Origin of the sequence: Pseudomonas antarctica (assembly GCF_001647715.1) — a bacterium.
GTDB lineage: Bacteria > Pseudomonadota > Gammaproteobacteria > Pseudomonadales > Pseudomonadaceae > Aquipseudomonas > Aquipseudomonas antarctica_A.
Map to the genome: position 1 here is coordinate 1,350,246 of NZ_CP015600.1, position 16,122 is coordinate 1,366,367.

Genomic DNA, 16,122 nt, shown 5'->3' on the forward strand with positions numbered 1-16,122 from the left:
ATATAATGGACGAGAAGGCCTCTTTCAAAAAAACTACACGTCGATCCGGTGGGTTTCTTACTTGGCAGAATATACGAGACCTTTCTTTGTTGCTTTTGTTTATAGCTATAGCGTATCGCCTAGCTGTAACAAATATGACAATCGATTTGAGCGGGTTCGGTTTTACAGATTTGCTTAGTTTGATATTGGCGATTTCGGCTATTGTCCTTTCTGCTGCTTTTTATTTTAAGGCGGACGAGTCGTCGAAGAGTTTTTATAATAACTCATACGAGTTTACGAAAAACATATCTGAGTTGCTCGGTCGTATCGAAGAAAGGTTCGGTGCGCAGCTAGTTAGTATCAATAAGGGTTATGATGATTTAAATAGTAAGTTAAATAGTTCTCCAGAATATTTGGCTTGGATGAGTAAATCTCAGGATGAGGAGATTGAAACGATAAAAAGGGTTGAAGGGGAGTATCAAACTATAATTGAAGGTCTCATGGAGAAGGCGAAACTGGATGACGCTCAGAAAGCTAATATGAGTGCTCAAATGACTAAGCTGAAATCCGAGGCTGATCATGCAAAGTCCGAACTTTCTAAGCTCGTGGAGTCATCAGTTGTAAAGGAAAATGTTTGGAGTGGAGTTAGTGAGAAATTGTTCGATTTTTTGTCAGGTTTCGTTGGCGAGAAATTTGGCGGGCAACATAAGACGATTTCCTATAGTGCTATAGCAGATCGGTTCAATGCCCTTGCTTCACAAGGTTTTGTTCCTGGTTGGGTTATTGGTGAAATGTACTCAATAGGCTTCATTAGGGGCGGCGCACTTACTTTAGAGGGGGCCGAAGTGTTAAGCAGGTTTATCTCAAGATTCGCAAACTAGTGTCGTCTTGGGCATTTTAGGTGGTAGTCCCACGTTGACTTTACGCAACCTTAGATATCGTTGAGTCATTTTGGCGTCACTGTGGCCGCCGAGCTTCTGAGCGTCATTGCCTTGGTCGTCGGTGTCGGAGAGGGACTTAGCTCGAAGATCGTGAAGGCTCGCATCCTCTACGCCGGCCTTCCTGCAGCTGATAGCGAAAGCGTCCTTCACCGAGCTGTAGTGCACCGGCTTTCCACCGCGCGGCGAACAGAACAGGGTAAGCCCACGGATTTTTCTCGGCAGCGCCTTGATCCTGGCGATAAGGTCTTCCAAGTCATGAGTCATCTGAACCAGCAGCCTGGCGTTCGTCTTCTCCTGTTTGAAGGCTATCCCCTCGGCGCTTATATCGGCCAGGCGGATAGCAAGGACGTCTCCGATGCGCTGGCCGGTCAGGTAGCACATCTCGTAGATGACCCGCATGTTGTCGCTTGAGTTGGCGCAGATGGCCTGGAATTCTCCGTGAGTGATGTAGCGATCGCGTTTGTGCTCAAGGTGTCGACGTACGCCGATGCACGGGTTCGAGTCAACGATCTGCTGTTCCAGGGCATAAGTGAACACCGCGCGCAGCACAGAGATAACGCGGTTCGACATATTCGGCGTGTCCGCCATGTGAAGCTTGAGCGCAACGACATGGCGCTGAAGAACCTCGCGGGGTTCGAAGTCGGCGAAGGTTTCCTTCAGGCGCTCGCAAGCCGCCTCGTACTGTTTGAGCGTGTTGGGCTTGAGTGGAGGCTTGGTCCTGGTGCGCATGTGCTCGAGCGCATCGTCGATCAGCTTTGGCATTCCGCCCTGGCTACCCTTGTCCAGCAGCTTGGCGTACTCGGCCAGGGATGCCTGGAAGTCGGTGCCCAGGCGCTTCCACTTGCCTTTGCGGACAAGGTAATAAGCGCCATGCTTCTGGTACATGCACGCCGGCAGGTGCCGGTCCTTCTTGCGCGGACGCATCGATCTTCACCTCAACCCAGCCGAAGCTCCGGCCCCTTCCTTGATTGAATACCACCCAGCCGGCCAATGACAACCTGGCGCAGCACCTTCGGGTGCCCATCACCCCCTACCGCAAACCCGTAGCGTTCGGCGGTCAGCCACTTTATCTGTGCCCCTGGCTTCTTATAGCCGGTCAGGTCGGCAACTTCCTCTGCTGTCAGAAACATACCTACCTCCTATCGTGTCGCGACACGTTTTCGTTGTGCGTGGATGGTGTCGCGACCTTGATAATCATTGACGCGTCGCCTTGCCTGGAGGTAGTGCCGGCTTCGACTCGATAAAGCTGCTGGCGCTGTTCTCGCCGCCGATGTGGCGGAAGTAGTCGATTTCCACCTTGGCGCTTTCGATCAGCACTCGACTGATGTCGGAGACGGAGGTGGCGCGTTGCACCTCCTTGGCCAAGTCCTCATCGGACGCTTCGCGCACAGCCTCAAGTTGCGCAAAGAGGTGGTTCCGCAGATCGCTCAGTTTGTTCTTCATGATTTCTTCTCCCGTATTGCTCTCTTGAGGTCTTGCTGGGCCAGGATTACGTCCTGTAGCTCAGTTGGATATTTGCGTACCTGGTTTCGCCTGCAATGCTCGTCCTTGGTCACCAGCTTGAGGTTGGCCAAGGTCGTGTTCCTGATATTTCCGTCCTCCGCGACAAGCACGCAGTCGTCGGGAACAGGGCCGTTCGCCTGCTCCCAAACCCAGCGATGCTCCAGCACCCACTTGCCACTGGGCAGCTTCACTCGGATGTAACGTCCGTCATCCCGTCTCTCTCCCGGCTCAACCCAGTTGTGGCTTGATGGGCCGAGTGGATATGGCCTGAATCGGGTGGCGCCCGATACTGACTGGTCGCGCTTCAGCCCAAGGTTGGCGGCCTTGTTCTTGATCTGGCCGGCCGTCTTGCCTACCTTTGCTTCGAGCTCAGTTATAGGCGTCAGCGGGTATAGCTCGGTCAGCAGTGCGACTTCCTGCTCAGTCCACCTCCGCCCGATACCATCCTCACGCACGACCATGGCCCTGCTGAAAGTGGTCAGCCAACACCCGGCGCGCGTCGATGCCGCACTCAGTGGAGAGGGTCACAATCCGAAGCACGGTCGTGTTGCGATCCTGCAGGGCAGACCACAGCTCGATCAGGCGCTGGCCCTTGGTTCCGTTGCGGTGGTTCATAGCTGGAACCCCGTTTGCTGTGGGAGCGGGGTGGTGCCCAATTGCTCGTTTTGGCACATGTAAGTTGCCAGATAGGCCCGTGCCGCTTGGCTTTCGTCGGCGGCGGTGCTGGCGGACGCCTGTAGGAGCGAACTATCCGGCAGGCAACTGATCCCTGTACCGGCGATGATCCAGCAGGTGACGCCGCGCACGCTGTCGTGCTGGACGTCGATCAACTGCTCGCCGGCGGTGGCCTGGCCAGCGATCAGCAGCAGGGTGATGAGGGTGGGAACACTCTTCCCACCCCGCTGGTGCAACCTGAGCCAGCTTCCAGAGAGGGTGAGCGGAATCCGCCCACCCTTTCGGAAAAGTGGGACAACTTGTCCAACTTTTATTGCCGTCGAGATCAGTCGGCGCATGGGTGCAATTCCTCCAGGTGAGCCAGGCGCATCGCGTCGTCGACGTTCTTGTCCAGGTCGTGCCCGAAGTAAACGGTGTCGTCGCGAGCCACGCACAGATCGGTGTCGAAGTCGGTTACCCGGTCACGGTCGCGGAGCCACTCGTAGCGCCGAGCGTTCGCAGCCATCAGGACGTGATCGTCGATGTTGAACGGCTCGGAAACTGCTACGTTCGTAGCATTAAAGGCGGTGGGCACCGAGGTGGTGAAACTACCCGGAATTTGGGTAGTTGATTCAGCCTGTACGGCCCCCGCCAAACTCTCCGGCAAATATTTTTCTAGGTGATCCTTAAATTTTTCGAGAGGCACCTCGTCTATCAAATGAGACGGGGCATACGGCTTACCCTGGGATAGGTTCAGCACCAGCTCAATCTCGGCCAGCGCATCCTCCGCTTCGCTCCACATCTCCTCGCTCGGCGCCATACCGTGCCCAGCGACGGCCATCAGTCCGCCCACCTTCACGTCGATACGCTTGAGCAGGTTCGCCATTACCGGCGCAGCCATGGCCAGGTGCTTGTCCACCTCCAGCGCGGATTCCAGACGTTCGATATCCATGAAGCGCTCGTCGCGCTCCTTACCCAACACCATCTGCAGGTCTTCATCGCTGGCGCCGGCGATCACGGCCAGACCGCGACCGATGGACACTGGTGCGCCGAGCTGAACGAACGGTAGGACTTGTTCCAGGGTTTCGCCTTCCTGCGCTCGCAGAACAACGGTTATGCGCTCAGGTGGCGGCAGTACCTGGGCTTTGGTTTCGATGGCGCTCATGCTGATCTCCTGGCTGACGCCCCATATCTGGGGCATCGCCTCGATTGGTCGGTTACTTGCCGATGCCGATGAATGGGGTGGCAGTACCGCTGGTCATGTACACCGGCAGCTTCCCGTCCCACTTCTCGATCGCGTTGAGTTCAACCACGCCCGGGTTCTTGCGCAGCGCTTCACCGCGGATGTTCAGCGACTCGGCTTCGCCCTGGGCCTTGAGGATTGCCGCGTCCTTGTCGCCCTGGGCTGCGGCGCGCACCTTGGCGGCTTCGGCCTCGGTCTGGCGCAATTCGTTCTCGCGCTGCTGGGCCTTCTGGGTGGCGGTGATGCTGTTGTTCAAGGCTTCCACCACCTGGGGCGGCAGCACGATCTCGCCATTCAGGTAGAGCGACTCGACGACGATGCCCTTGCTGTCGAAGTGCTGTTGCACCTGCTGCTCGATGGCTTTCAGGAATGCTTCTTTGCCTGGCCCGTAAACCTCGGAGGCCTTGACCTTCGAGCCGGCGTTGTTGAAGGCGTTACGCACCACCTGCGGCACGTTGACCTGGATGATCTCGTCCATCGACTTGCGGTAGGTCTGGAACAGCAAAGGTGCCGCCCCGGGCTTGGCGCGCAGCGTGATGCCGATGGGCGCGCTGATCGTCATGCCGTCGCGGTCCTGGAACTTGACCTGCTGCAGGTTGAAGTTCTGGGCGAACGTCGGGAACAGGAACAGTTCCTCGTTCGGCGTCAGCCACTTGTAGCCGACGGTGGCTTCGGTGGGCGCTACCCCTTTGTCGCTACCCATGAGGTTCACGATTACGCCCGTGTAGCCGGCGGGCACCTTCGAACAGCCCGCCGTGACGGCGAGCAGGCACAGCATTGCAACAGCGGCGATCCGCTTCATTGGTCTTTCTCCGTGGTGTTGGCCGATTGGCCGGGTTTTGGTGTAGTGATGTGCAGGAACAGGCAGGCCGTGGCGATCAGCCAGACCGCCGTGCCGAAGAAACCGCCGACAACATCAAGGTCGGAACTGCTGCTGATCAGGTCTCGGGCGGCAAAGAGCAGCCAGCCTGCGAAGGCGCTGATATAGATCAGGATCGAAATCAGCACCTTGAACAACTGGAACGGGGTGATCGGTTTACGAGTCATTCACTTTCTCCAGGTCGAGCAAAGGCCCGCCGCGTTTGTTGGCTTTCGCAGAATTCAGGTTGGGTTAAACGGCTTGAGCGGCCTCGATGCGGCGTACGGCCACGCGGGTCTCAATGCGGCGCTCGCCTGGGCGGCGGATGCGACCGAACTGTTCAGTGTTGGCTTGTTGAGCGGTGATCACCATGCACAGCAGGATCACCAGCGGGCTGATGATCTGGCGCTTGAATGCTTCCAGCACCAGGCCGCGCATCGTCTTGGCGCCCAGCTTGAAGCGGGCGCTGTCGAGACGCTTCTCGGCGGTAGTTGGGCTGATGCCCATGACGCGACCAATCTCTTTCACCGTCAGATCGGCAGCGGCCCACAGGGTGGCTTCAAGCTCACGAGGAGCCAGGCCCATCTTGAGGGTGCCCTGCCAGTTGCCGGCGGTGAGGGTGTTGGTGGTCATGTCTGAAGCTCCATGCTGGGGTGCGATGGAGCAAACTATGCGTGAATGAATTTATTCAGTCAATACGTAAGTGAATAGATTTTATGCGATTTACTATTTTGCGTACATCGCCCACCAGAAGACATGCCCAAGGATAGCGATCTGCTGATCCTGCATTTCTTGGAAAGTGTAATCCTCATCCGGATATTCATCGCGATTGAAGCTGCGTAGCCTAAGGCCGGTCGGAAGCCGGAAAACCTGCTTAACGCGTAGCTGGCCGTTGTGATTAATGGCATAGAGATCGCCGCCAATGATGTCGCCGAGGCTCGTCTTGCCCAGGTCTACACCGACGGTGGCGCCGTCGCGCAACACTGGAATCATACTGTTGCCGCGAACGGTCACGCACTTAGCTTGATTGAACTGCACACCATTCTTTCGGAGATTCTTTTTTCGAAACCGCAGGGTTTCGGCTTGATCCTCCTCAATTGCGAACCTGCCAGATCCAGCTGCCAGCTCTACCTCGCGCAAAAAAGGCACCTCGACTTCATCATCATCGAGGGGGGTGGCCTCGTCCCAAAGACTCAGGTCCGAAATGTCAGTGGATGGTGACCTAGTCGATCTTGTCTCTTTGCCAGTCCACAACCACTCCGCGCTAACACCCAGTGCTCTGGCAATTTTGTCGATGCTGTCTCGTCGAGGGCTCGCAGAAACACCAGCGCCAATCCTATGGATCGTGGGCTGCGGTACTCCGGATCGGCGTGACAGCTCAGATGAGGACCATCCTTTCTGATGTAGGGCGGTAAGCATTCGATCGCCAATGGGCATGTTTTCGTCTGTAGACATGTGGCTGGCCTATTTGGAAATGAATTTCGCAATTGTATTGCTCGCATCTATTCGTATGGGTATTCTAAAAATACAAATGCGAATAGGTTTGCAATATGAATCCTCAAGAGGCAATCAGAGCCCTCTCGGCGCTAGGCATTTCACAATCAGCGATTGCTCGCGACATCGGTGTTAGTCAGCCGACGATTAACCGTGCGGCGAAAGGCGGTGATATTCGTTTCTCAACGGGCCAGGCAATTCTGGATATGCATGCCAGGTCGCTAGCTTTAAGTGATGCGAAGCTGCCCGCGACCTTGAATCAAATGATGCCTCAGATCCCGACCAACGATCAGTCTGGCAAACCCTCTGTTCATCCATCCAGTTCCAGGCGGTCAGCTCCATGACGGCCTGTAACCCATTCCAGTTTTTGCTGTCTGGCTGACTTTCATCCAGGCAATAAAAAACCCGCTGTGGAGGCGGGTTCTTAGTTGCTACCAGTGTGGAGCTGGTGGCTTTGGCACTTCTTCGTTCTGGAGAACGATATGACGCACCCGAAAAATAGCAACAAACCCACAGTAGTGCAAGAGGCGCTACTCACTGATGGCACTCCTTTTCATGAGCTCTCGCACAGGGAGTATGAATCGTCGCTGCTCGAAGTGCGCTGCGGGAAGCCGGCAAAAGAAGCTCTCAATCTTTCCTCGATGCTCATGGGCTCAGCGCTGGAGATCATGGCCAGCCTGACCGACGAAGGCATGACCACGAACCATATATACGGTGTGCGTTTCCTAATCGAAGCATCTGCTGCCCTGGTCGATGCCAGCGTTGGCCCTGTCGAGTATGGCAATCGCCAAGGCGGTGCCCAGTGACCACATCCGTCATTACTAATCGCGAGATTGCTTGCATTGCCATGAATGAGTTGCGGGCCTGCAAGGAGGCGCTTACACAGGTCGAGGCTTTGTTTTTTTCAATGCAAAACGATGACCTCGTGCGCGAAACCCTCGACCAGCTGGTAATCCTGGGCGCGTCAGTAGCGGGAGGTATGTCCAGCCAAGCGGAAGCCACCCTCGAAAAGTTACGCAGCGACCTGTTCGCCACTGGACCGGCGCCACGAAACGGCGATTCCGAAAACGTGGCGCGGGATTCGGAGGTGCGTCCATGACCACCTCCTTGGCCATCATCGATTGCCTCGAAGGGGAACTTCTGGATGACACAGTCCTAAGTGCCGAAGACATGGCCCGTATGAACGAGGCTCGCGCCGCATTCAGGGAGCTCAGGGCAATCCTGATGCTGCAAGTTATTCCGGCGCTGGGTGGCTTTGAAAACCCATTGGCCACGGAAATTGAGCGTCGCATAGAGATGGTGACGTTTCGCAGCCGGAACTTCCTTTTCCCGCATCGGCACGCTGGCGCTGCCCACGACGCGATTCACGTCGGGAGCCGCCCATGACCATCGCCGAATTCCCAGACGGCGGTGCCGTCATCACCATTCACAACACCGAGCTGCCCATCGTCGAGTACAGGGGCCAGCGGGTGGTCACGCTGGCGATGATCGACGAGGTTCATCAGCGTGTCGATGGTACCGCTGCGCGCAATTTTCGCGAGAATCGCCAGCGCTTCATTGAGGGGGCTGACTACTTTCTGCTCGCCAAGTCCCAAAACCTTGAAATCCAAGGTTTAGGTGCCGAGATTCCCAACAGGGGACTGATCGTGCTTACGGAGCAGGGCTACCTGATGATCGTCAAATCGTTGACCGATGATCTGGCCTGGGACGTACAGCGCCAACTGGTAAATCGATACTTTCGTGCGGAGCCCAAACTGGCGCCGGCGCTACCCACCGACTTCATCAGCGCCTTGGAGCATCTGCTGGAATCCAAACGCTCCGAGAAGTTGGCGATCGAGCAGCGTGACCACGCTATCGAAACCAAAGCCGAGATCGGTTCGCGTCGTGAAGCGACCGCGATGGCCACGGCTTCTGCAGCCGTTCGCGAGGCTCGCCAACTTAAGGAACGCCTAGGCATGGGTGTGATTCAGGCAACCATCGTCGCCGTCGAGAAGGCCCTTGATCGCGAGTTCGGCAGGAGTGGCTGGCGCCCGCTCAAGAAGTGGTGCCAAGCACGCGGCATCAAAGCCTCTCACGTTATCCATCCCACATTCGGCTCGGTTATCGCCTGGCCCGCTGGCGCCTGGATGGACGTTTACCAAATTGACCTGGCTGACCTGTTTGGCGCCGATGGAGATTCCCAGTGATCAAGAACAGCCCTGTTGTCGCCAGCCTTACGATGGAGATCGCTGCGATCATCCGGCAGCACCTTAACGTGCCAGAACCCACTGCAAAGGGCGGCGACCTGGTATCGCTCGTTCAGGCGTACTGGCACATCCACAACCTGATCGATGCGCCAGAAGACCAGCCTCGCATCAAGCGCCACCCATTGAACCAAGGCCAGCTCATCGACCTGGAGCGCGTCTCTCTGACCATCTACCGCCAGATCATGGCTCTGACGGGACTGAGCTTTTATCCGGCCTGGCAGATCTGCGTTTCCGCTGTCCGCATCGAGGCGGCAGAAGAACTGCTCGACTCCGAGATTGGGGAGCTTGAGATTGCGCGACTCAAAAAGTGGGTTGATGACCTGAGCTTCAAAGACCAGATCATCGCTGAGCGCTGGATGGTGGAAGAGGGGGCTACAGCATGAAGAAGTACAGCAAGAACGAACTCAAAGCCCAGATCATCGAGCTGTCGATTGATCACCACCGTTCCAGTCTGGCCGTGAGCCGCCGTCGCAATGAACTGAACGATATGTACCAGACCTACTTCCGCGCCCACGGCGAACCCGAGCCAAACCACCGCGGTATCCGTCTCGATGATCCTCGGTATGCCGGAGTGATCGAGTACACCAACGATGCGTGCACGGCGCTCCACAAGGCCAGACAGAAACGCTACAGCGCCAAGCGCCGCCTCGACACCGCCGTGCGCCGGCTGATGATCCTCACAGGCGCCTCTTTTGCGGTACCTGATGCACTTGTGGCGAAACGTCCGGCGTTGACGCTGGTAAGGCGCGCCACGGCGAGCGGGGAGACGTTGCAATGACCACCACCAACCCTCTTGCCCCCCCCCAGGACGCCCGTACAGCGCCGGTAATCGTCGGCCCATGGCCGAGCTATGCCTCGTTCGCCGATCTGCCCGAGCGCGAGCGCTGGAAGATGTACAGCGGCGCCAAGGCTCATCGCGAGCTGCTGGAACAGGCGGGCTTCGTCATGTCTGAGACCTATGACGACTTCGTGCGCCGGGTGACGCGGGAGCTGAACGTATGAGCATCATTCGCGCCCCTCGTCCTGAGGGAAATTTCTACCTGCTCAACAAAGCAATCAGTGAGGACCAGCGCCTGAGTTGGGGCGCCAGGGGAATGCTGGTGTTCCTTCTGGGCAAGCCTGATCACTGGGAAGTCTCCACGCACCATCTAATCGGGCAGACCAAGGATTGCCTGGGCAAGGCATCGGGCCGCGATGCCGTCAGGGGCCTGATACGCGAGCTTGAGCAGGCCGGCTATCTGCAAATCTTCCTTGAGCGTGCCGAAGGTGGCGAGTTCGGCGGAAGGTCCTACACCGTGTCGGAATCACCGGCGACGGATTATCCGGGCCCGGTTGAACCGTCGCCGGTAAATCCCCCCCTAGTAAGTATTGAAGGTAAGCAAGTACTGAATAAGGCAGCAAGTACTGAAAAACCTATGGCTGACAAGGATCTGGCCGAAGCCTTCGAAGTGTTCTGGAAGCTGTACCCGAACAAGAAATCGAAGAAAGACGCTCGCAAGGCATGGGACAAGCTCAAGCCAAGCGCTGAACTTCGCCTGACTCTGATGACCGCTCTGGGCAACCACCGCGCTTCCCGCGACTGGACCAAGGATGACGGCCGCTACGTTCCGAATGCGGCTACTTGGCTCAACGGTGAGCGCTGGACTGACGAGCTCAAGCCCGCATATGGCACCACGCACCACGCCAACCAAAGCGCCGTCCTCAGCGTCCCAACCCACACCCAGGAGATGTACCCCAATGACCGTTTCTAAATTCATCCTGGCGCCGGAGTTGGCTGAAACCCGTGAGAAGTCGTGCGGTACTCCAGGGCACAACGCGTTCAAGCAGTCGCTGGTTGAACAGTTCGACGGATCGTGGAAGCTCAACACTTGCCCGGCGTGCCGCTGGCAGGCGCTGTACAACACGCCAAAGGATCAGGACGCGCACCTGCAGGCCGTGCTGGAGGTCGCAGCCGAACGCTTGAACGAAGACCTGATCGCCACCGGGATCACGCCACGCTTTCGCAAGTGCAGCCTCAGCAGCTACGTCACCGGCGACGACAAGGCCAAGCAGCGCGCACTGAGCATCTGCCGCAAGTACGCCGATAAGTTCGACGAGCATCGTGCCGCCGGCCGCGCGCTGATGCTGATGGGCGAGATCGGTACCGGCAAAACGCATCTGGCCTGCGCAATCTTGCAGTGCATTGTTCGCAACGACGGCAGCACAGGCCTGATCGTTACCGCCGAGTCGATCACCCAGGCGGTAACCGATAGCTTCCGCAGCAACTCGGGGCCGTCCAAGACGGATCTGATCAACGAGCTGGCATCTGTCGACCTGCTGGTGATCGATGAGGTTGGTATGCACACCGCGAAGCCTGGGAAGGACTTCACGCCCGGCCTGTTGCACGAGGTGATCGACCGTCGCTACCAACTGATCAAGCCCGCCATCCTGATCAGCAATCAGAAACCGGAGGATCTGCACACCTTCATCGGCCCGCGCGCCGCTGATCGCCTGCGCGAAAACGAGGGCCTACTGGCGCCGTTCACTTGGAAGTCTGCTCGATCGGGAGGCCTGGCATGAGGGATTACCCTGAGTTCGACGGCTCCCCATCTTCCTACCAGCAGGTTCCCGATTCGGCGCTCTACAGCCATGAGGCTGAATACGCCCTGATTGGCAGCATGATCCAGCAATCCGACCTGATCGATGAGGCCGGAGGGAAGCTGTCCGTAGCGGATTTCCACCATCCCGCGTGCGCCGAGTTGTTCGAGGTCGTGCTGGGGCTGCGCTCCAGAGGTCGCGCAGTGGACGTTGTGACCATCTGTGAGGCTCGCCCTTTCCTTGCTGACGGGCAGAGCTCTGTGGCTGCTGTAGGGATTCTGGTGCAGAACACGCCGAGCGCCGCGAACTTTGACGAATACGCACGGGTCGTCAAGCAGCGCTCCGTGGCTCGCCGGGTTATCGCCGCCGCGAGAATCATGAGCCAGCGCCTGATCGACGGTGAGGCGCTTGATGAGGTGATGAGCCAGGGCCAGCAGGCGTGGGTGTCGCTTGAAGCGGAGGGTCTCGACTCCCGCCGCCGGTACCGGTTCATCAAGGACATTCTGCCCGAGGCGATCGATGGCGTTGACCGCCGGTTCAACCGGACAGCAAGCCTCGGGTTCGATACGGGCCTGCCGTCGCTGGATGAATTCATCCCGGGTATCTGTCCTGGCCACGTCGTGGTGGTGGCGGGAACGCCCGGCAGTGGCAAGACCACCCTGGGTCTAGGCATCGCCGAGCGTGTCGCCCTGGTCAAGAACGAGCCGGCGCTGGTGTTCTCGCTGGAAATGACGGACGTGGAGCTGACGAACAGGTCGTTGGCTTCGGTCGGTAGCGTACAGCTCAAGCACATCAACGAAGGCCACTCGATGACCGACGCTGATTGGCCAGGCCTAACCTCGGCGGTGAACAAGCTGATGGATGCCCCGCTGATCATGTGCGACGACTCTTCGTTGACTCTGCGGGACATTCGCCAAATCTGCCGGACAGTGAAGCGCGAGCACGGCCTGGCGTTCGTCGCCCTGGATTACATCGGCCTGGTCAACGGCGAAACCAAAGCGGCAAGCCGGTACGAGACGGTCACCGAGATCAGCAAAGGCTTGAAGCGTCTGGCAAAGGAGCTGGGCGTGCCGATCGTGGTGCTGGCGCAACTCAATCGCGGCCCGAGCAATCGCCCCAACAAGCGCCCGACCAAAAGCGACCTGCGCGACTCAGGGCAGATCGAGGCCGACGCCGACGTGGTGATCCTGGTGCACCGCGACGGTGAATCCGACGCAGGCAAGGCCGGGGTTACCGAGCTGATCGTCGACAAGAACCGGCACGGCCCGACCGGCTCATGCCGCGTCCAGCACCAGGGCGCCTATCACAGGTTTGTCGAGCTGATTGGCAACCCGTATCCGTCAGAAGAAGAGGTTGAGATGGGGCGCCCGCTCGCCAGTCGCTTCAAGGGGAGGAAGAACGATGAGAAGTTTTAAGCTGCTTGACCGCCTGCTGGGGCGGAGCGCCGCTCCCGCACCTTTCGTTTCCGGTGAATCGCTGAGAGCCTTGCAGTCCGCCCTGGAAGCCGGAAAGCCATGCGTTCTTCCCTTGGGCACGACTGTCGTACCGGCGCCCGAATATCCCGAAGCCGAGCGCATCGCCGCATCGATCCGCGACTATCCCGAGGATTGGGCCTGGACGATGAAGGGTTACAAGTTGATCCACACCCCAAGCGGGTTCGTCTTGTGGGTGGCAAACCAAGACTATGGTCTGGCCGAGGTCTACAGCAACGGCGGTAAAGGTGATTTCTCCAAGCCCGAGCAGGCAATCATCTGGCCCGCGGTCGAGGGTTGGCTGGCGCGGCGCAAGGTCGGGTTCACCGGGCGACTGCCGAAGGCTCGTATCACCGGCCGCAGCGGCACGTTCTGGTGCTACGCCAAGGAACACCCCTGGGCTGGAGTTGGGGATTCGCCCGAGGAAGCGTATCGCGCCTGGAGCCATGCGATCTCATCCCAGGCTCGCAACGGCATGAAGCCAAACGAATATCTGCAAGTACGGAGTGCCACTCTATGAGTAACGTCACGGCGGCATTGCCGCGCAAAAGCCTGCAGGAACATGAGCGCAAGTTCTTGAAGATTGCCGGGGACGGCCTGGCTCAAGAGAAGGTCGGTGGTGCGCTGGCATTGGCCTGCCTTCTGGATATGGTCGCCAGTTGGCACGCCACCCGGGTCAATATCGAGTTCGGGGATTACTGCAAGCGCTGGGTGGCAGAAGGGAACGCCAAGAGCAAGTCGGCCGACAAGCTGCTGCGAAATATCCTGGGCCTGGACGACAACCCGCCACCACGTCGAATTCGGAGGGCTGCATGAGCGTATACCGCAGCGCAGAACACGCCGTAATGCGAGCAATGAACGTCGACTCGATATCGCTCCACAAAGGCGCTGGGTGGCAGAACAAGTACAAACCTGACGCATGGGAGGCTGAGCGCGCCGACAATCCTTGCCCAATGGATCGGTTTGATCAACTGACCCAGGACAGCATGACCCGAGCGCTATTACGCCGAGTACTGGCGGCGCCGCAGTGGCATATCTTGGTGGCCCACTTCATGGTCGACCTTGACGGCTCAACCCAGCAGCAGCGCTTCGCCGCGATTGCGCACCTGGCCCGGTCAGCACCCGGCAAGTCTCACCACCTGTTCAGGACCAAGTGCGTGACGGCATGGGCAACACCGCGCCTTCCGGAGTCTTTCATGGTGCTGCACACCTGGGACAATGCCGAGACGCCCACGCCAGAAAAGACGCTGTATCGGTGGCGGTCTGACCTGCGCAAATGGCTGGAGGCCGAGCGGGACACGGCAATCGCTTCAGCCTGGGTTATTCTCAATGAAGCGGGGCTGATAGCAGAAGCGGCTTGACGAACTGAGAAAATGAGAATCTAATTCACCACATTGCGGTTGTGTGTCTAGGAGATGCACTGCCGCCGAACCCGACCATAGTGTTGGGTTTTTTTATGCCTGGGTTTAAGGCGTTGCTGTGATGATCCGTTGACAGCCTCCGCTGGTTGGGCAAAGGTTGAGCTCTATTCAAAATGGAGCAGTACCGATGCGGAAGATCCTCGCCATAGCAGCACTTCTTATGTCCACGGCTGTAATTGCAGATGACCGGGTAACGTTGTCCGATATTCATGCAGGCCAGGCGCCGGAAGGATTCACCGCAGTAATGGGCACGGCTCATAACAATACCAATGCGCCGCTGAAAGCTGTATTTGTGAAGTTCAAACTCTATGACGCGGGCTGGAATGTCATCGGAAACACAGTGGCTCACGCAACGGACATTGGCGCCGGGGAGAACTGGAAGTTTTCAGCACCAACCACCGCGCCATTTGCCCAAGCCAAACTGAGCGGCATTGACATCTACTGATTCCGTTTTATGAAAGCCCGACCACAGCGTCGGGTTTTTTTATGTCCAAAAAACGATGTGAGAGCCATAGCCAGGGTGGGCCTTCGGGCGGGCCTGGACGCGGTATCGCCGGTAGTCACGCGTTACGAAAGAACACCGGCAGCTTGAGCAGCTCATCCTGTGCTATTGGGGCCGGCTCAGACGGACAGGCGTGGAGAGACACGCAAACTTATTTCAGAGGCTCGCCATATCGGCGGGCCTTTTCTCGTTATGAGGCACAGCAAATGTCCGATCCTAAACTTCAAGCTGTTGGCGCTCAGCTCTCTGCACTCAGCACCCAGATCCAGACCGAGTCGGCTGCGCGAGTGGCGGCGGACGCGGCATTGGCAGCGCGGATCGGATCAATTGAAACAGCGCGCGTCGGTGATATCCAGAGCGCCAACTACGTGCCTGGCGTTTCCGGCTGGAAGCTCAACAGCCTCACCGGCGAGTTCGAGATTAACTCTTGCACCCTTGGCAGCGCGGCGAATGCGCCCGAGCGTCAGATGGTGTCGGTCGAGGTGTCCAGCTGGAGCAAATACGACTTGCCCAAGAACGCCGCCAACCTGCTCCAGTTCATGCAGGCCGAACTGCAAAAGGTTGCGGAAGAGTATCGCCATGCCGCCGAGTTCGAAGAGTTCGATGCGAGCTACGGCGATGAATCGTTCAATGCTCGCCTGTTCCTGAGCTACTCCCGTCTCGAAACCGAGGAAGAGCTGGCTGATCGCCTGAAGAAGGCGGAGATGGCCGGCTCCCACATCAGCATCAAGAATGGCGTGACCACCGTCAGTTGTAACGGCGTTGTGCGTTACACGATTGGCAATCTGGACCAGCCAGAGCCTGAGCAGCCTCTGCCCTTCAGGGTTGATGGCGACAAGGTCTACCTCAGCGAGGCCACGATTCAGGACGGCATCATAAAGTCGCCATGGCCGGCCGCATGGGGTGTGCGGATGAAGCTCGCCGCCGACGGTAAGTGCTATGCCGCGGGCATCGGGCTTGGGCTGTCGTCGCAATTTATAACAGCTGCTGAAAAGTTCGCGATCAAGTACCCGACTGAATTCGAACGGAAGCTGGCGGGAGGCGTTGATGCGGTGCTTGACGCTATCGCCGGAAAGATCAGCGAGACCAAGCTTGGCCAGGACCTGAAAGAGCAGGCTGATAAGTTGACCCCGGCGCAGGCCGATCAGGTCAAGGAGGTCATCCGCGCCGAACTTCGCCAGGGTGGTTTGCTCTGGCGCCGCCGCTAATCCATTCCTTCACTCCCAACCCG

At 58.1% G+C, this 16,122-nt stretch carries 28 protein-coding genes; 17 read left to right on the top strand and 11 right to left on the bottom strand.

Annotation, left to right across the window (positions count from 1 at the left end):
* The first annotated feature begins 5 nt into the window (after window positions 1–5).
* The gene (locus A7J50_RS05855; RefSeq protein ID WP_064450941.1) at window positions 6–860 is read left to right on the top strand and encodes a hypothetical protein; all 855 of its coding nucleotides are present in this window, start codon (window positions 6–8) and stop codon (window positions 858–860) included.
* Here the strand turns inward: A7J50_RS05855 and A7J50_RS05860 are convergent.
* The 11 genes from A7J50_RS05860 to A7J50_RS05905 form a co-directional block, all read right to left on the bottom strand.
* The gene (locus tag A7J50_RS05860; protein WP_064450942.1) at window positions 843–1,844 is read right to left on the bottom strand and encodes a tyrosine-type recombinase/integrase; all 1,002 of its coding nucleotides are present in this window, start codon (window positions 1,842–1,844) and stop codon (window positions 843–845) included. The two genes, A7J50_RS05855 and A7J50_RS05860, sit on opposite strands and share 18 nt — an antisense overlap.
* An 11-nt stretch (window positions 1,845–1,855) precedes the next feature.
* On the bottom strand, window positions 1,856–2,050 hold the full coding sequence (locus tag A7J50_RS05865) for a DUF4224 domain-containing protein (RefSeq protein WP_010564156.1): 195 nt from the start codon (window positions 2,048–2,050) through the stop codon (window positions 1,856–1,858).
* A gap of 64 nt (window positions 2,051–2,114) precedes the next feature.
* Window positions 2,115–2,363, bottom strand: a complete 249-nt coding sequence (locus A7J50_RS05870) for a hypothetical protein (protein WP_064450943.1) — start codon at window positions 2,361–2,363, stop codon at window positions 2,115–2,117.
* Window positions 2,360–2,884: an HNH endonuclease signature motif containing protein gene (locus A7J50_RS05875; protein WP_064450944.1), complete on the bottom strand. Its 525-nt coding sequence runs from the start codon at window positions 2,882–2,884 to the stop codon at window positions 2,360–2,362. The genes A7J50_RS05870 and A7J50_RS05875 overlap by 4 nt, the downstream gene beginning before the upstream one ends.
* Window positions 2,871–3,038 carry a hypothetical protein gene (locus A7J50_RS31545; protein WP_167353676.1) on the bottom strand — a complete coding sequence of 56 codons (168 nt, stop codon included), beginning with the start codon at window positions 3,036–3,038 and terminating at the stop codon, window positions 2,871–2,873. Before A7J50_RS31545 ends, A7J50_RS05875 begins: the two co-directional genes overlap by 14 nt.
* Window positions 3,035–3,436 carry a hypothetical protein gene (locus tag A7J50_RS05880; RefSeq protein ID WP_064450945.1) on the bottom strand — a complete coding sequence of 134 codons (402 nt, stop codon included), beginning with the start codon at window positions 3,434–3,436 and terminating at the stop codon, window positions 3,035–3,037. Before A7J50_RS05880 ends, A7J50_RS31545 begins: the two co-directional genes overlap by 4 nt.
* Window positions 3,424–4,242 (bottom strand): hypothetical protein, encoded by an 819-nt coding sequence (locus tag A7J50_RS05885; protein WP_064450946.1) that lies wholly within the window; start codon window positions 4,240–4,242, stop codon window positions 3,424–3,426. Before A7J50_RS05885 ends, A7J50_RS05880 begins: the two co-directional genes overlap by 13 nt.
* Before the next feature lie 52 nt (window positions 4,243–4,294).
* Window positions 4,295–5,122, bottom strand: coding sequence for an SPFH domain-containing protein (locus A7J50_RS05890; protein WP_064450947.1), 828 nt, complete (start codon window positions 5,120–5,122; stop codon window positions 4,295–4,297).
* The gene (locus A7J50_RS05895) at window positions 5,119–5,367 is read right to left on the bottom strand and encodes a hypothetical protein (protein ID WP_064450948.1); all 249 of its coding nucleotides are present in this window, start codon (window positions 5,365–5,367) and stop codon (window positions 5,119–5,121) included. Before A7J50_RS05895 ends, A7J50_RS05890 begins: the two co-directional genes overlap by 4 nt.
* A gap of 64 nt (window positions 5,368–5,431) precedes the next feature.
* Complete coding sequence (locus tag A7J50_RS05900) at window positions 5,432–5,812, bottom strand: LuxR C-terminal-related transcriptional regulator (protein ID WP_064450949.1); 381 nt, start codon at window positions 5,810–5,812, stop codon at window positions 5,432–5,434.
* A 93-nt stretch (window positions 5,813–5,905) separates the two neighbouring features.
* Complete coding sequence (locus A7J50_RS05905; protein ID WP_237140891.1) at window positions 5,906–6,634, bottom strand: XRE family transcriptional regulator; 729 nt, start codon at window positions 6,632–6,634, stop codon at window positions 5,906–5,908.
* A 95-nt stretch (window positions 6,635–6,729) separates the two neighbouring features.
* Here A7J50_RS05905 and A7J50_RS31750 point away from each other — a divergent pair, with 95 nt between their 5' ends.
* The 16 genes from A7J50_RS31750 (at window position 6,730) to A7J50_RS05980 (ending at window position 16,099) form a co-directional block, all read left to right on the top strand.
* A complete protein-coding gene (locus tag A7J50_RS31750; protein ID WP_082895830.1) occupies window positions 6,730–7,017 on the top strand; it encodes a helix-turn-helix domain-containing protein in 288 nt (95 codons plus the stop codon).
* A gap of 138 nt (window positions 7,018–7,155) precedes the next feature.
* Entirely contained in the window at window positions 7,156–7,479 is a 324-nt protein-coding gene (locus tag A7J50_RS05910) for a DUF3077 domain-containing protein (protein WP_064450950.1), read from the top strand.
* A complete protein-coding gene (locus tag A7J50_RS31325; protein ID WP_156526253.1) occupies window positions 7,476–7,772 on the top strand; it encodes a hypothetical protein in 297 nt (98 codons plus the stop codon). Before A7J50_RS05910 ends, A7J50_RS31325 begins: the two co-directional genes overlap by 4 nt.
* Window positions 7,769–8,059 carry a hypothetical protein gene (locus A7J50_RS05920; protein ID WP_064450952.1) on the top strand — a complete coding sequence of 97 codons (291 nt, stop codon included), beginning with the start codon at window positions 7,769–7,771 and terminating at the stop codon, window positions 8,057–8,059. Before A7J50_RS31325 ends, A7J50_RS05920 begins: the two co-directional genes overlap by 4 nt.
* The gene (locus A7J50_RS05925) at window positions 8,056–8,859 is read left to right on the top strand and encodes an ORF6N domain-containing protein (RefSeq protein ID WP_064450953.1); all 804 of its coding nucleotides are present in this window, start codon (window positions 8,056–8,058) and stop codon (window positions 8,857–8,859) included. The genes A7J50_RS05920 and A7J50_RS05925 overlap by 4 nt, the downstream gene beginning before the upstream one ends.
* On the top strand, window positions 8,856–9,302 hold the full coding sequence (locus A7J50_RS05930) for a hypothetical protein (RefSeq protein ID WP_064450954.1): 447 nt from the start codon (window positions 8,856–8,858) through the stop codon (window positions 9,300–9,302). The genes A7J50_RS05925 and A7J50_RS05930 overlap by 4 nt, the downstream gene beginning before the upstream one ends.
* Window positions 9,299–9,697 carry a hypothetical protein gene (locus tag A7J50_RS05935; RefSeq protein ID WP_064450955.1) on the top strand — a complete coding sequence of 133 codons (399 nt, stop codon included), beginning with the start codon at window positions 9,299–9,301 and terminating at the stop codon, window positions 9,695–9,697. Before A7J50_RS05930 ends, A7J50_RS05935 begins: the two co-directional genes overlap by 4 nt.
* The gene (locus A7J50_RS05940) at window positions 9,694–9,921 is read left to right on the top strand and encodes a hypothetical protein (RefSeq protein ID WP_064450956.1); all 228 of its coding nucleotides are present in this window, start codon (window positions 9,694–9,696) and stop codon (window positions 9,919–9,921) included. Before A7J50_RS05935 ends, A7J50_RS05940 begins: the two co-directional genes overlap by 4 nt.
* Window positions 9,918–10,670, top strand: coding sequence for a hypothetical protein (locus A7J50_RS05945; protein WP_064450957.1), 753 nt, complete (start codon window positions 9,918–9,920; stop codon window positions 10,668–10,670). The genes A7J50_RS05940 and A7J50_RS05945 overlap by 4 nt, the downstream gene beginning before the upstream one ends.
* On the top strand, window positions 10,657–11,478 hold the full coding sequence (locus A7J50_RS05950) for an ATP-binding protein (RefSeq protein ID WP_064450958.1): 822 nt from the start codon (window positions 10,657–10,659) through the stop codon (window positions 11,476–11,478). Before A7J50_RS05945 ends, A7J50_RS05950 begins: the two co-directional genes overlap by 14 nt.
* Window positions 11,475–12,911 carry a replicative DNA helicase gene (locus A7J50_RS05955; protein WP_064450959.1) on the top strand — a complete coding sequence of 479 codons (1,437 nt, stop codon included), beginning with the start codon at window positions 11,475–11,477 and terminating at the stop codon, window positions 12,909–12,911. Before A7J50_RS05950 ends, A7J50_RS05955 begins: the two co-directional genes overlap by 4 nt.
* On the top strand, window positions 12,898–13,488 hold the full coding sequence (locus A7J50_RS05960) for a hypothetical protein (protein ID WP_064450960.1): 591 nt from the start codon (window positions 12,898–12,900) through the stop codon (window positions 13,486–13,488). The genes A7J50_RS05955 and A7J50_RS05960 overlap by 14 nt, the downstream gene beginning before the upstream one ends.
* On the top strand, window positions 13,485–13,784 hold the full coding sequence (locus tag A7J50_RS05965) for a hypothetical protein (protein ID WP_064450961.1): 300 nt from the start codon (window positions 13,485–13,487) through the stop codon (window positions 13,782–13,784). Before A7J50_RS05960 ends, A7J50_RS05965 begins: the two co-directional genes overlap by 4 nt.
* A complete protein-coding gene (locus A7J50_RS05970; RefSeq protein WP_064450962.1) occupies window positions 13,781–14,329 on the top strand; it encodes a hypothetical protein in 549 nt (182 codons plus the stop codon). Before A7J50_RS05965 ends, A7J50_RS05970 begins: the two co-directional genes overlap by 4 nt.
* 187 nt (window positions 14,330–14,516) lie before the next feature.
* Complete coding sequence (locus A7J50_RS05975; protein ID WP_064450963.1) at window positions 14,517–14,834, top strand: FxLYD domain-containing protein; 318 nt, start codon at window positions 14,517–14,519, stop codon at window positions 14,832–14,834.
* A gap of 263 nt (window positions 14,835–15,097) precedes the next feature.
* Entirely contained in the window at window positions 15,098–16,099 is a 1,002-nt protein-coding gene (locus A7J50_RS05980; protein WP_156526254.1) for a phage tail tip fiber protein, read from the top strand.
* Window positions 16,100–16,122: the final 23 nt, after the last annotated feature.

Bases quoted from the DNA above. Each gene is read 5' to 3' on its own strand.
- A7J50_RS05855 (WP_064450941.1), top strand. From the start codon at position 6: ATGGACGAGAAGGCCTCTTTCAAAAAAACTACACGTCGATCCGGTGGG.
- A7J50_RS05860 (WP_064450942.1), bottom strand. From the start codon at position 1,844: ATGCGTCCGCGCAAGAAGGACCGGCACCTGCCGGCGTGCATGTACCAG.
- A7J50_RS05865 (WP_010564156.1), bottom strand. From the start codon at position 2,050: ATGTTTCTGACAGCAGAGGAAGTTGCCGACCTGACCGGCTATAAGAAG.
- A7J50_RS05870 (WP_064450943.1), bottom strand. From the start codon at position 2,363: ATGAAGAACAAACTGAGCGATCTGCGGAACCACCTCTTTGCGCAACTT.
- A7J50_RS05875 (WP_064450944.1), bottom strand. From the start codon at position 2,884: ATGGTCGTGCGTGAGGATGGTATCGGGCGGAGGTGGACTGAGCAGGAA.
- A7J50_RS31545 (WP_167353676.1), bottom strand. From the start codon at position 3,038: ATGAACCACCGCAACGGAACCAAGGGCCAGCGCCTGATCGAGCTGTGG.
- A7J50_RS05880 (WP_064450945.1), bottom strand. From the start codon at position 3,436: ATGCGCCGACTGATCTCGACGGCAATAAAAGTTGGACAAGTTGTCCCA.
- A7J50_RS05885 (WP_064450946.1), bottom strand. From the start codon at position 4,242: ATGAGCGCCATCGAAACCAAAGCCCAGGTACTGCCGCCACCTGAGCGC.
- A7J50_RS05890 (WP_064450947.1), bottom strand. From the start codon at position 5,122: ATGAAGCGGATCGCCGCTGTTGCAATGCTGTGCCTGCTCGCCGTCACG.
- A7J50_RS05895 (WP_064450948.1), bottom strand. From the start codon at position 5,367: ATGACTCGTAAACCGATCACCCCGTTCCAGTTGTTCAAGGTGCTGATT.
- A7J50_RS05900 (WP_064450949.1), bottom strand. From the start codon at position 5,812: ATGACCACCAACACCCTCACCGCCGGCAACTGGCAGGGCACCCTCAAG.
- A7J50_RS05905 (WP_237140891.1), bottom strand. From the start codon at position 6,634: ATGTCTACAGACGAAAACATGCCCATTGGCGATCGAATGCTTACCGCC.
- A7J50_RS31750 (WP_082895830.1), top strand. From the start codon at position 6,730: ATGAATCCTCAAGAGGCAATCAGAGCCCTCTCGGCGCTAGGCATTTCA.
- A7J50_RS05910 (WP_064450950.1), top strand. From the start codon at position 7,156: ATGACGCACCCGAAAAATAGCAACAAACCCACAGTAGTGCAAGAGGCG.
- A7J50_RS05920 (WP_064450952.1), top strand. From the start codon at position 7,769: ATGACCACCTCCTTGGCCATCATCGATTGCCTCGAAGGGGAACTTCTG.
- A7J50_RS05925 (WP_064450953.1), top strand. From the start codon at position 8,056: ATGACCATCGCCGAATTCCCAGACGGCGGTGCCGTCATCACCATTCAC.
- A7J50_RS05935 (WP_064450955.1), top strand. From the start codon at position 9,299: ATGAAGAAGTACAGCAAGAACGAACTCAAAGCCCAGATCATCGAGCTG.
- A7J50_RS05940 (WP_064450956.1), top strand. From the start codon at position 9,694: ATGACCACCACCAACCCTCTTGCCCCCCCCCAGGACGCCCGTACAGCG.
- A7J50_RS05945 (WP_064450957.1), top strand. From the start codon at position 9,918: ATGAGCATCATTCGCGCCCCTCGTCCTGAGGGAAATTTCTACCTGCTC.
- A7J50_RS05950 (WP_064450958.1), top strand. From the start codon at position 10,657: ATGACCGTTTCTAAATTCATCCTGGCGCCGGAGTTGGCTGAAACCCGT.
- A7J50_RS05955 (WP_064450959.1), top strand. From the start codon at position 11,475: ATGAGGGATTACCCTGAGTTCGACGGCTCCCCATCTTCCTACCAGCAG.
- A7J50_RS05960 (WP_064450960.1), top strand. From the start codon at position 12,898: ATGAGAAGTTTTAAGCTGCTTGACCGCCTGCTGGGGCGGAGCGCCGCT.
- A7J50_RS05965 (WP_064450961.1), top strand. From the start codon at position 13,485: ATGAGTAACGTCACGGCGGCATTGCCGCGCAAAAGCCTGCAGGAACAT.
- A7J50_RS05970 (WP_064450962.1), top strand. From the start codon at position 13,781: ATGAGCGTATACCGCAGCGCAGAACACGCCGTAATGCGAGCAATGAAC.
- A7J50_RS05975 (WP_064450963.1), top strand. From the start codon at position 14,517: ATGCGGAAGATCCTCGCCATAGCAGCACTTCTTATGTCCACGGCTGTA.
- A7J50_RS05980 (WP_156526254.1), top strand. From the start codon at position 15,098: ATGTCCGATCCTAAACTTCAAGCTGTTGGCGCTCAGCTCTCTGCACTC.